The organism is Pseudomonas sp. ATCC 43928 (genome assembly GCF_005938665.2).
Lineage (GTDB): Bacteria > Pseudomonadota > Gammaproteobacteria > Pseudomonadales > Pseudomonadaceae > Aquipseudomonas.
In genome coordinates this window covers 1,762,893-1,777,056 of record NZ_CP041753.1, presented here as the reverse complement: position 1 = coordinate 1,777,056, position 14,164 = coordinate 1,762,893, and the positions used below count along the sequence as shown (strand labels likewise).

2 protein-coding genes are annotated in these 14,164 nt (G+C 62.2%); one reads left to right on the top strand and one right to left on the bottom strand.

Features of this window, described 5'->3' with window-relative positions; translation table 11 throughout:
- Nucleotide 1: 1 nt before the first annotated feature.
- The gene (locus tag FFH90_RS07980) at nucleotides 2-541 is read right to left on the bottom strand and encodes a hypothetical protein (protein ID WP_064616470.1); all 540 of its coding nucleotides are present in this window, start codon (nucleotides 539-541) and stop codon (nucleotides 2-4) included.
- Between the two features lie 739 nt (nucleotides 542-1,280).
- Here FFH90_RS07980 and FFH90_RS07975 point away from each other — a divergent pair.
- Nucleotides 1,281-14,036, top strand: a complete 12,756-nt coding sequence (locus FFH90_RS07975) for a VCBS domain-containing protein (RefSeq protein ID WP_138866958.1) — start codon at nucleotides 1,281-1,283, stop codon at nucleotides 14,034-14,036.
- Nucleotides 14,037-14,164 lie beyond the last annotated feature (128 nt).

Here is a 14,164-nt window from a genome sequence, read left to right as displayed (position 1 = left end):
CTCAGCGTAAATAGGCGCGTTGTACACAGACGCGCCGGTCAATCGCCTGCTTCAGTCGCTCCTTGTGGTCCGCCCAGACCCTGGGATCGACTTTGGGCGCGCGCATGAGGTCAAGCATGGCCGCTTTGGCGGTCAGGTATTCCGACCACGCATCTTCACAGCTGAGCTTGAAACGCTCACGTTCGTTCATTTCCATCCGCCGCAGCGCCAGTACCGACTCATCGGTGATGACCGTGCCGAGCGTCAGTTGCACCCGATGAGGTGCAACGAAGGCCTGCGTGCCCGCGACGATCTCGCCCGCTCGTAGAGCGCCCCACTTCAACGCCGCACAGTAAGTCTCATCACGGCCCCTGTCGTGAAACTCCTCACACAGCATGATCCCACGGGCATCGTAAACACCGATGAACACCTGGGTGATTCCCTCACGACTCAGTCGTGCCCGCACTTCCACTTGTGTCCCGTCACCGAGCATTTCTTCATGGATGTGGTGAGGTAATCGGGGGTCGGTCCATAACCAGAACTGTGCACCTCTGTGTCGCATTGCTTGGCTCCGTGAGTGGAGTCAGAAGTAAGGCACAGCAATAACGGACTTTCCACGTAAGTCGTCAGGTGGTTCGAGCAAGAAAAAAACCGCCAGGGGAATGCTCTGACGGGCTTTTTTAACCACTGACGCTGCAATTTTAGAGTTTCCTTGTACTGGAATTATGCAGCCAGCCCTTGCCGCATAAGGGTTTCAGCTCATTTGAGGTGCACCACTATTGAGTGCCTGCGGTCACTTCGCCAAAAACAAATCGACATAATATTGACACCAAAACACCCACTTGTCGGAATATTGGCACATCGTACTGTTACCTGCGCTTAACACCTTTACAAAGCCTGACCCCACAACTAAACACCTATCAAACTGATATCAGGAAAGGCCGTATCCCTGAATCAGTGCTGTACCAAAATACGGCCTCATCCAGCCATTACTTCAGGAGTCCCTTCACTATGGGCGCTCTCAGGATACTGCGCGCCACGCGCAGCGCAGCCTCAGGCTTGGGCCCACGTTCGCCCGACCGCTCCTGCGATTCGCTCCTCAAGTACGGCGAGTTTCTTCACCCCCGCGAGACCAGCGTCCCCCTGCCGGCAGCGCCTGTCCCGTCTAGCCCAGACGGTCGACGATGTCCGGTAGCCGCCCCGTACCGCTCCTGAACACTCTGAGCGGCGCAAGCACGGGACTTCGTCCTGTTAGCAGTCCCTGGCAATTCCAATAAAAAAAGCATTCTCGGGAGAAAGACATGGCTACCACCACCACGACCAGCGGCGGCACCGTTACTTCGTTTTCCAATACGCCGCAGGCGCAGGACGACATTTTCACTACAGGTGTCATTGGCACGAGCAACGCGACCATCACTGAAGACCTGCAGGGTGTCGTGTACCTGGATGTCATGTCCAATGACCTGGGCGGTAACGCAAAGACGCTCTGGTCAGTTGATAACGCGACCAGCCTTTCTACTGCCACCAAGGTTTATGCCCCGGCCGATCTGCTGGTCCAGGACACGAGCAGAATTGAGGCGACGAGCACCGACACCAGCCTCAACGGGGCAAAAATCTGGATTACATCGGATGGCAAAGTCGGCTACGACGCCGCTACCTTATCGACTGCTTTCAAGACGCAACTTCAGGAGCTTGCTGCCGGAGCGTCCCTGGCAGACAGCTTTACGTATGCGATTCGTCTCGGCAATGGCACCCTCAGCTGGGCCACTGCGCAAGTGCAATTTGCCGGTATGAATGACAGTGTGACGATGAACGTCAGCGTGCAGGCTGGCACGGTGACCGAAGATGCGCCCACAACGCCGAGCACTACCGATTCGCTGAGTACGACGGGCACGATTGCATTTAGCGATGTCGATCTGAGCGATACGCATACCGCTTCATTCGTGGCGGCGGGAGGCAATACCACAGCGCTGGGCAACTTCAGCCTTGCCTCTGTCATTGAAGCGGCCAATGCGGCCAACGGCACCGTTAACTGGACTTACACCGTGAACAATGCGGCAGCCCAGTACCTGGCCCAGGGTCAGACAGCTACCGAAACCTATGTGGTCACCGTCAGTGATGGGCATGGTTCGTCGACAACGCAAAATGTGATCATCACCATCACCGGCACCAACGACCAGGTGCACATCACCAGCGGCGTGCAGACCGGCGATGCCAAGGAAGACAGTGGCGACTACGCCGCCAACGGCAGCATCACCTTCACCGACGCCGACCTGATCGACACCCACAGCGTCACCGTCACACCGGGCGCTTCCGGCTACCTGGGCAGCTTCACCACAGATCCACTGCACGACAGCACCGGCACCGGTAGCGGTTCGCTGGGCTGGCACTTCGCGGTAGACAACGCCGCCGTGCAGTTCCTGGGCGAAGGCCAGATCCTCACCCAGACCTATAACGTGGCGATCGGCGACGGCACGGTACAGACCGTGACCATTACCATCACCGGCACCAACGACCGGCCGACACTGACGATTGCCGACACCACCGGCGCCATGAGCGAAGGCAACGGTACGGCCACACTGAGCGACAGCGGCGCACTGAGCTTTGCCGATGTGGACAACATCGACGTGGTGACTGTGTCGCATACCTCCAACGGCAACATCGCCTGGAGCGGCGGCACGCTCGATGCGGGTGTGGCCTCAGCACTGGTCGCCGGGTTCTCGGTTGATCACAACAGCTGGGACTACAGCACCAGCCAGAACCTCGATTTCCTCGGCGCGGGTGAAACCGTCACCTTCTCGTACACCGTGGTCGCCACCGACAACAGCGGCGCGGCTAACGCTGCTTCGACGACCCAGACTGTGACCATCACCATTACCGGCAGCAACGACGCGCCGGTACTCAGTTTCGCCAGCGGCAATGATGTGGGCGCCGTGCAGGAAGACACCACCCTCAGTGTCAGTGGCCAGTTCAGCTCGACCGACATCGATCACGCGGCCACCGCGACCTGGAGCATTGCCGGGTCCAATACCGGCACTTATGGCTCGATCGCCGTCGACAGCAGCGGTCAATGGACTTACACCCTGGCCAACGGCACCGATGGTGTCGCCAGTGCGGTGCAATCGCTGAAGGCCGGCGAAAGTCATGATGAGGTGTTCACCATTCAGGTCAGTGATGGCCTTGGCGGCATCGACACCCAGCAGGTGACCGTGACCGTCACCGGCAGCAATGATGCACCCGTACTCAGTTTCGCCAGCGGCAACGATGCCGGCGCGGTGCAGGAAGACACCACGCTCAGCGTCAGCGGCCAGTTCAGCTCGAGCGACATTGATCATGCGGCCACGGCTACCTGGAGTATTGCCGGGTCCAATACCGGCAGCTATGGCTCGATCGCCGTCGACGGCGCCGGTAAGTGGACGTACACCCTGGCCAACGGCACCGATGGCGTTGCCAGTGCGGTGCAATCGCTGAAGGTCGGCGAGACTCATAACGAAGTGTTCACCATCCAGGTCAGCGATGGCCTGGGTGGCGTCGACACCCAACAGGTGACTGTCACCGTCACCGGCAGCAACGACGCACCGGTGCTGAGCTTCGCGTCGGGCAGCGATGCCGGCAACGTGCAGGAGGACACCACCCTCAGCGTCAGTGGCCAATTCAGCTCGAGCGACATCGATCACAATGCCACCGCCACTTGGAGCATTGCCGGGTCCAATACCGGCACTTATGGCTCGATCGCCGTCGACAGCAGCGGTCAATGGACCTACACCCTGGCCAACGGTACCGATGGCGTCGCCAGTGCGGTGCAATCACTAAAAGCCGGCGAGAGTCATAACGAGGTGTTCAGCGTGCAGGTCAGCGATGGCCTCGGTGGCGTCGACACCCAGCAGGTGACTGTCACCGTCACCGGCAGCAACGATGCACCCGTACTCAGCTTCGCGAGCGGCAACGATGTCGGCGCCGTGCAGGAGGACACCAGTCTCAGCGTCAGCGGCCAGTTCAGTTCAAGCGACATCGATCATGCAGCCACGGCTACCTGGAGCATTGCCGGGTCCAATACCGGCAGCTACGGCTCGATCGCCGTCGACAGCAGCGGCCAATGGACCTACACCTTGGCCAATGGCACCGATGGCGTCGCCAGTGCCGTGCAATCACTGAAGGCCGGCGAGAGCCATAACGAAGTGTTCACCATCCAGGTCAGCGATGGCCTCGGCGGTGTCGACACCCAGCAGGTGACCGTCACCGTCACCGGCAGCAACGATGCGCCGGTGCTCAGCTTTGCGAGCGGCAACGATGCCGGCGCCGTGCAGGAGGACAGCAGCCTCAGCGTCAGCGGCCAGTTCAGTTCAAGCGACATCGATCATGCCGCCACCGCGACCTGGAGCATTGCCGGGTCAAACACCGGCAGCTACGGCTCGATCGCCGTCGACAGCACGGGCCAATGGACCTACACCTTGGCCAACGGCACCGATGGCGTCGCCAGTGCGGTGCAATCGCTGAAGGCTGGTGAGAGTCACAACGAAGTGTTCACCGTCCAGGTCAGCGATGGCCTCGGCGGGGTCGACACCCAGCAGGTGACCGTGACCGTCACCGGCAGCAATGATGCACCCGTACTCAGTTTCGCCAGCGGCAACGATGCCGGCGCGGTGCAGGAAGACACCACGCTCAGCGTCAGCGGCCAGTTCAGTTCAAGCGACATCGATCATGCCGCCACCGCGACCTGGAGCATTGCCGGGTCCAATACCGGCAGCTACGGCTCGATCGCCGTCGACAGCACGGGCCAATGGACCTACACGTTGGCCAACGGCACCGATGGCGTCGCCAGTGCGGTGCAATCGCTGAAGGCTGGTGAGAGTCACAACGAAGTGTTCACCGTCCAGGTCAGCGATGGCCTCGGCGGGGTCGACACCCAGCAGGTGACCGTGACCGTCACCGGCAGCAATGATGCACCCGTACTCAGTTTCGCGAGCGGCAACGATGTCGGCGCCGTGCAGGAGGACACCAGTCTCAGCGTCAGCGGCCAGTTCAGTTCAAGCGACATCGATCATGCAGCCACGGCTACCTGGAGCATTGCCGGGTCCAATACCGGCAGCTACGGCTCGATCGCCGTCGACAGCAGCGGCCAATGGACCTACACCTTGGCCAATGGCACCGATGGCGTCGCCAGTGCCGTGCAATCACTGAAGGCCGGCGAGAGCCATAACGAAGTGTTCACCATCCAGGTCAGCGATGGCCTCGGCGGTGTCGACACCCAGCAGGTGACCGTCACCGTCACCGGCAGCAACGATGCGCCGGTGCTCAGCTTTGCGAGCGGCAACGATGCCGGCGCCGTGCAGGAGGACAGCAGCCTCAGCGTCAGCGGCCAGTTCAGCTCGACTGACATCGATCACGCGGCCACGGCGACCTGGAGCATTGCCGGGTCCAATACCGGCACTTATGGCTCGATCGCCGTCGACAGCAGCGGCCAGTGGACCTACACGTTGGCCAATGGCACCGATGGCGTCGCCAGTGCCGTGCAATCGCTGAAGGCTGGCGAGAGTCACAACGAAGTGTTCACCATCCAGGTCAGCGATGGCCTCGGTGGCGTCGACACCCAGCAGGTGACCGTGACCGTCACCGGCAGCAACGACGCACCCGTACTCAGCTTCGCCAGCGGCAACGATGTCGGCGCCGTGCAGGAGGACAGCAGCCTCAGCGTCAGTGGCCAGTTCAGTTCAAGCGACATCGATCATGCCGCCACCGCGACCTGGAGCATTGCCGGGTCCAATACCGGCAGCTACGGCTCGATCGCCGTCGACAGCAGCGGCCAATGGACCTACACCTTGGCCAATGGCACCGATGGCGTCGCCAGTGCCGTGCAATCACTGAAGGCCGGCGAGAGCCATAACGAAGTGTTCACCATCCAGGTCAGCGATGGCCTGGGCGGGGTCGACACCCAGCAGGTGACCGTGACCGTCACCGGCAGCAACGACGCACCGGTGCTGAGCTTCGCGTCGGGCAGCGATGCCGGCAACGTGCAGGAAGACACCACCCTCAGTGTCAGTGGCCAGTTCAATTCAAGCGACATCGATCATGCAGCCACCGCCACCTGGTCGATCAATGGCTCGGCAACCGGAACCTACGGCTCGATCGCCGTCGACAGCAGCGGCCAATGGACCTACACCCTGGCCAACGGCACCGATGGTGTCGCCAGTGCGGTGCAATCGCTGAAAGCCGGCGAGAGTCATAACGAAGTGTTCAGCGTGCAGGTCAGCGACGGCCTCGGCGGTGTCGACACCCAGCAGGTGACTGTCACCGTCACCGGCAGCAACGACGCACCCGTACTCAGTTTCGCCAACGGCAACGATGCCGGCGCGGTGCAGGAAGACACCACGCTCAGCGTCAGCGGCCAGTTCAGTTCGACCGACATTGATCATGCGGCCACCGCCACCTGGAGCATCGCCGGGTCCAATACCGGCACTTACGGCTCGATCGCCGTCGACAGCACGGGCCAGTGGACGTACACCCTGGCCAACGGCACCGATGGCGTTGCCAGTGCGGTGCAGTCACTGAAGGCCGGCGAAAGTCATGATGAGGTGTTCACCATTCAGGTCAGTGATGGCCTTGGCGGCATCGACACCCAGCAAGTGACCGTGACCGTCACCGGCAGCAACGACGCCCCCGTACTCAGCTTCGCCAGCGGCAACGATGTCGGCGCCGTGCAGGAGGACAGCAGCCTCAGCGTCAGTGGCCAGTTCAGTTCAAGCGACATCGATCATGCTGCCACGGCGACCTGGAGCATTGCCGGAACAGCTAACGGCACTTATGGCTCAATCGCCGTCGACAGCAGCGGCCAATGGACCTACACCTTGGCCAACGGCACCGATGGCGTCGCCAGTGCCGTGCAATCGTTGCAGGCCGGCGAGAGTCATAACGAGGTGTTCACCATTCAGGTCAGCGATGGCCTCGGCGGTGTCGACACCCAGCAGGTGACTGTCACCGTCACCGGCAGCAACGACGCACCCGTACTCAGTTTCGCCAACGGCAACGATGCCGGCGCGGTGCAGGAAGACACCACGCTCAGCGTCAGTGGCCAGTTCAGCTCGAGCGACATCGATCACAATGCCACCGCCACTTGGTCGATCAATGGCTCGGCAACTGGAACCTACGGTTCGATCGCCGTCGACGGCACCGGTCAATGGACGTACACCCTGGCCAACGGCACCGATGGCGTCGCCAGTGCCGTGCAATCACTGAAAGCCGGCGAGAGTCATAACGAAGTGTTCAGCGTGCAGGTCAGCGACGGCCTCGGCGGTGTCGACACCCAGCAGGTGACTGTCACCGTCACCGGCAGCAACGACGCACCCGTACTCAGTTTCGCCAACGGCAACGATGCCGGCGCGGTGCAGGAAGACACCACGCTCAGCGTCAGCGGCCAGTTCAGTTCGACCGACATTGATCATGCGGCCACCGCCACCTGGAGCATCGCCGGGTCCAATACCGGCACTTACGGCTCGATCGCCGTCGACAGCACGGGCCAGTGGACGTACACCCTGGCCAACGGCACCGATGGCGTTGCCAGTGCGGTGCAGTCACTGAAGGCCGGCGAGACTCATAACGAAGTGTTCAGCGTGCAGGTCAGCGACGGCCTCGGCGGCGTCGACACCCAGCAGGTGACCGTGACTGTCACCGGCAGCAACGACGCCCCCGTACTCAGCTTCGCCAGCGGCAACGATGCCGGCAACGTGCAGGAGGACACCACCCTTAGCGTCAGCGGCCAATTCAGCTCGAGCGACATCGACCACGCGGCCACCGCCACCTGGAGCATCGCCGGGTCCAACACTGGCAGCTATGGCTCGATCGCGGTGGACGGCACCGGTCAATGGACTTACACCCTGGCCAACGGCACCAATGGCGTCGCCAGTGCCGTGCAGTCGTTGCAGGCCGGCGAGACTCATAACGAAGTGTTCAGCGTGCAGGTCAGCGATGGCCTCGGCGGGGTCGACACCCAGCAGGTGACCGTGACTGTCACCGGCAGCAACGATGCGCCCGTACTCAGCTTCGCATCGGGCAACGATGTCGGCGCGGTGCAAGAAGACACCACCCTCAGCGTCAGCGGCCAGTTCAGTTCAAGCGACATCGACCATGCGGCCACTGCCACCTGGTCGATCAATGGCTCGGCAACTGGAACCTACGGCTCGATCGCCGTCGACAGCAGCGGTCAGTGGACTTACACCTTGGCCAACGGCACCAATGGCGTCGCCAGTGCCGTGCAGTCGTTGCAGGCCGGCGAGAGTCACAACGAAGTGTTCACCATCCAGGTCAGCGACGGCCTGGGCGGTGTCGACACCCAGCAGGTGACTGTGACCGTCACCGGCAGCAATGACGCACCCGTACTCAGTTTCGCCAGCGGCAACGATGCCGGCGCGGTGCAGGAAGACACCAGCCTCAGCGTCAGCGGCCAGTTCAGCTCGACTGACATCGATCACGCGGCCACGGCGACCTGGAGCATTGCCGGGTCCAATACCGGCACTTATGGCTCGATCGCCGTCGACAGCAGCGGCCAGTGGACCTACACGTTGGCCAATGGCACCGATGGCGTCGCCAGTGCCGTGCAATCGCTGAAGGCTGGCGAGAGTCACAACGAAGTGTTCACCATCCAGGTCAGCGATGGCCTCGGTGGCGTCGACACCCAGCAGGTGACCGTGACCGTCACCGGCAGCAACGACGCACCCGTACTCAGCTTCGCCAGCGGCAACGATGTCGGCGCCGTGCAGGAGGACAGCAGCCTCAGCGTCAGTGGCCAGTTCAGCTCGACCGACATCGACCATGCGGCCACCGCGACCTGGAGCATTGCCGGGTCAAACACCGGCAGCTACGGCTCAATCGCCGTCGACAGCAGCGGCCAATGGACTTACACCCTGGCCAACGGCACCGATGGCGTTGCCAGTGCCGTGCAATCACTGAAGGCCGGCGAGAGTCACAATGAAGTGTTCACCATCCAGGTCAGCGATGGCCTCGGCGGTGTCGACACCCAGCAAGTGACCGTCACCGTCACCGGCAGCAACGATGCGCCGGTGCTCAGCTTTGCGAGCGGCAACGATGTCGGCGCCGTGCAGGAGGACAGCAGCCTCAGCGTCAGTGGCCAGTTCAGCTCGACCGACATCGACCATGCGGCCACCGCGACCTGGAGCATTGCCGGGTCAAACACCGGCAGCTACGGCTCAATCGCCGTCGACAGCAGCGGCCAATGGACTTACACCCTGGCCAACGGCACCGATGGCGTTGCCAGTGCCGTGCAATCACTGAAGGCCGGCGAGAGTCACAATGAAGTGTTCACCATCCAGGTCAGCGATGGCCTCGGCGGTGTCGACACCCAGCAAGTGACCGTCACCGTCACCGGCAGCAACGATGCGCCGGTGCTCAGCTTTGCGAGCGGCAACGATGTCGGCGCCGTGCAGGAGGACACCAGCCTCAGCGTCAGCGGCCAGTTCAGTTCAAGCGACATCGATCATGCCGCCACCGCGACCTGGAGCATTGCCGGGTCCAATACTGGCAGCTATGGCTCGATCGCCGTCGACAGCAGCGGCCAATGGACTTACACCCTGGCCAACGGCACCGATGGCGTTGCCAGTGCCGTGCAATCACTGAAGGCCGGCGAGAGTCACAATGAAGTGTTCACCATCCAGGTCAGCGATGGCCTCGGCGGTGTCGACACCCAGCAAGTGACCGTCACCGTCACCGGCAGCAACGATGCGCCGGTGCTCAGCTTTGCGAGCGGCAACGATGTCGGCGCCGTGCAGGAGGACACCAGCCTCAGCGTCAGCGGCCAGTTCAGTTCAAGCGACATCGATCATGCAGCCACCGCCACCTGGAGCATTGCCGGGTCCAATACCGGCACTTATGGCTCGATCGCCGTCGACAGCACGGGCCAATGGACCTACACCTTGGCCAACGGCACCGATGGCGTCGCCAGTGCCGTGCAATCGTTGCAGGCCGGCGAGAGTCATAACGAGGTGTTCACCATTCAGGTCAGCGATGGCCTCGGCGGTGTCGACACCCAGCAGGTGACTGTCACCGTCACCGGCAGCAACGACGCCGCCGTGCTGTCCTCGGCCAATGTCACACTGACCGAAACCAATGCTCCGCTGACTACGGGTGGTAGCCTGACCGTCAGTGATATCGACAGCCCGGAAAGCTTCCACACGCAAACCAACACCGCCGGCAGCTACGGCCAGTTCTCCATCGCCACCGACGGAGCCTGGACCTACGTCGCCAATTCCGCCCACAACGAATTCGCCGCCGGCACCACCTACACCGACACCTTCGCCGTGAGCAGTGCCGATGGCACCCTCACTTCGGTCACCGTGCACATCCTCGGCACCAACGATGCGGCCGTGCTGTCCACCGGCATCGCCAACCTCACCGAGACCAATGCCGCCGTCGACATCTCCACCGCCGGCACCCTGACCATCAGCGACGTCGACAGCGCCGCAACCTTCGTCGCGCAAACCAACACCGCCGGCAGCTACGGCCAGTTCTCCATCGGCACCGACGGAGCCTGGACCTACGTCGCCAATTCCGCCCACAACGAATTCGCCGCCGGCACCACCTACACCGACACCTTCGCCGTGAGCAGTGCCGACGGCACCCTCACTTCGGTCACCGTGCACATCCTCGGCACCAACGATGCGGCCGTGCTGTCCACCGGCATCGCCAACCTCACCGAGACCAATGCCGCCGTCGACATCTCCACCGCCGGCACCCTGACCATCAGCGACGTCGACAGCGCCGCAACCTTCGTCGCACAAACCAACACCGCCGGCAGCTACGGCCAGTTCTCCATCGGCACCGGTGGTGCCTGGACCTACGTCGCCAACTCCGCCCACAACGAGTTCGCCGCCGGCACCACCTACACCGACACCTTCGCCGTGAGCAGTGCCGATGGCACCCTCACTTCGGTCACCGTGCACATCCTCGGCACCAACGATGCGGCCGTGCTGTCCACCGGCATCGCCAACCTCACCGAGACCAATGCCGCCGTCGACATCTCCACTGCCGGCACCCTGACCATCAGCGACGTCGACAGCGCCGCAACCTTCGTCGCACAAACCAACACCGCCGGCAGCTACGGCCAGTTCTCCATCGGCACCGGTGGTGCCTGGACCTACGTCGCCAACTCCGCCCACAACGAATTCGCCGCCGGCACCACCTACACCGACACCTTCGCCGTGAGCAGTGCCGACGGCACCCTCACTTCGGTCACCGTGCACATCCTCGGCACCAACGATGCGGCCGTGCTGTCCACCGGCATCGCCAACCTCACCGAGACCAATGCCGCCGTCGACATCTCCACCGCCGGCACCCTGACCATCAGCGACGTCGACAGCGCCGCAACCTTCGTCGCACAAACCAACACCGCCGGCAGCTACGGCCAGTTCTCCATCGGCACCGGTGGTGCCTGGACCTACGTCGCCAACTCCGCCCACAACGAGTTCGCCGCCGGCACCACCTACACCGACACCTTCGCCGTGAGCAGTGCCGACGGCACCCTCACTTCGGTCACCGTGCATATCGCCGGCAGCAACGACTCACCGACGATCACTTCCAACGGTGCTGGTGCGACGGCTTCGATCAACGTATTGGAGAACACCACGGCGGTCACAACAGTGGTGGCGACTGACGCTGATCTACCTGCGCAGACGCTGAGCTACTCGATCCTGAGTACGGCCGGGACGGACTTCAGCAAATTCTCGATCAGTTCGAGTGGGGTGCTGACGTTCAATTCAGCGCCCGACTACGAGAATCCCCAGGATGTCGGTGGAACCGCCGGCGACAACGCCTATGTTGTGAACGTTCAGGTGGCCGACGGTAATGGCGGAATCGACACGCAGACCATTACGGTAAACGTGCAGAACGTCGTTGAGACGCCAGTTGATACCGTGCCGCCGACGGTGGCAGTGACGGGGACGGCCCTAGGGAGTTCGGTCGGTTCAACGTCGACGGTGACATTCCAATTTAGTGAGACAGTGAGCGGTTTCACCCTGTCTGATGTCGCAGTGACGACAACGAGCGGAGTGCCCCGCGGAACCTTCAGTAACTTTACCCAGGTTGATGGCGATACCTACACGGCAATACTGACCAGAACCCAGGGCGGCAGCATAAAAGTCGACGTTGCCGCGAACAGTTACACCGACCTGGCGGGTAATCCTGGTGCGGCCGGCAGCAGTGCCAACCTTCCGGCAGGCGTTGCCGGCGACCCCATCAATCTAGCCCTCAACGTTCCGTTAGCCGATATCAGCGGCCCCGTAACGGTATCCATCAGCGGGGTTCCCTCGGGGTGGGTGTTCAATGCAGGAACCGACAACGGCGACGGCACATGGACCGTGCACACCAACGATCCCGGCGCATTGACTGTGACAGCCCCAAGCGACTTCGTGGGTGCGTTGGTGCTTGACGTCAACATGAACTGGAGCAACAGCGACGGCAGCACCGCCAGCGCGTACGTGTTCAACAACGTCGAAGTCTACGCCCCGGGCGCGCCGATCTTCGCCTTGTCCGCTAACGATAACCTGACCGGCTCGTCAGGTGCCGACACCTTCGTCTTCGCCCAACCGATCGGCAACAACCAGATCTTCAATTTCGATGCCGCAGCGGACAAGATCGACTTGGTCGGCTTCACTGGCATCAACGGCTTTGCAGACTTGAGTATCACTAACGACGCCAACGGCAATGCACTGGTCAGCATAAGCACCGGCCAGACGGTCACTCTCAAAGGTATCGATGCGGCGGACTTGAGCGAAGCGAACTTCCAGTTCGATGTCGACCCGCTCACCAACAACACCGGTACCCTCACCATTGCCGACGGCGCGATCATGCCGTTCGGTGGCAGTATCCATAACAGCGGCACCATCGAACTCGGCTCCGCCGGCAGCGCGACCAGCCTTGAGGTTCTGTTCCGTGGCGCGACCTTGACCGGTGGCGGCCAGGTGCTGCTATCCGATAACGCGCAAAACGTGATTTTCGGCGGCAGCGCCGACACCGTACTGAACAACGTCGACAACCGCATTTCCGGCGCCGGCCAGTTGGGTGCCGGGCAGATGGTGCTGATCAATTCGGGGCTGATCATGGCCAGCGGGCTGAACAGCCTGGTGCTCGACACCGGCACCCACACCATCACCAACAGCGGGGTGCTGGAGTCCACGAGCACAGGCGGCATGACGGTGGCCAGCACGGTCGAAAACACCGGCCACCTGTGGGCCAATGGTGGTGACCTGCGCCTGCTGGCCGACGTGACCGGCGACGGCAGCGCGACCATCGACGGTAACGCAACCCTGACCTTCTCCGGTGCTGCACACGGGTCCGTCGCCTTCCACGGCGAAGGCGCGGGTACGCTGGTGATCGCACAGGCCGAAACAGCGGGCTCGCTGGCCGGCATCCTCGGCCTTGAGAGCAATGACATGCTGACGTTCGGCAATCTCACTTTCGGCGCCAACACCCAACTCAGCTACAACACCAACGCCTCTGGCGCCGGCGGCCTGCTGACAGTGGACGACGGCGTGCATCGGGCCGAGGTGAACCTGTTGGGGCATTACTCGGCGGAAGACTTCCAGGTCACCGACGGCGGCGCGGCCGGCACTCAAGTCAGTTACCACGGAGAATCCAGCGGCACGCTGGTGGGCACCATGCTCGCAGACACGATCAATGGTGGCGACGGCAACGACATCATCGTGGGCCGTGGCGGTGCAGACACGCTCAGCGGTGGCGCGGGAGCCGACGTGTTTGCCTACTTCAACGTGAATGAAGGCGGCGATCATATCCTCGACTACAACTACGCCGAAGGGGACAAAATCGACCTCTCCGCACTGCTCAAGGCCAACTTCGTCGCCGGCACCAGCCAGGTGTCGGACTTTGTCCAAGTGGTGCAGACCGGCAACGACATCACCGTGAAGGTAGACCCTGATGGCGCAAGCAATGGCAAGAATTTCGTCGATGTGGCGGTGCTTGACCACGCTGGTACGCCTGGGCCCGATCTGGTGCGCACCTGGTTCGGGGATGCGGAGCATACGCTGACGGCGTGATATTGGGCTGGAGTTGAGCAGTTGATGATGGTGGTGGAGACCAGGGAAGGTCGAATATGAATTGCACGATACCAACGTGAAATCCAAGCATGACGCGCCCAGAGGGGGGGTGTATGTTCCGATGGATG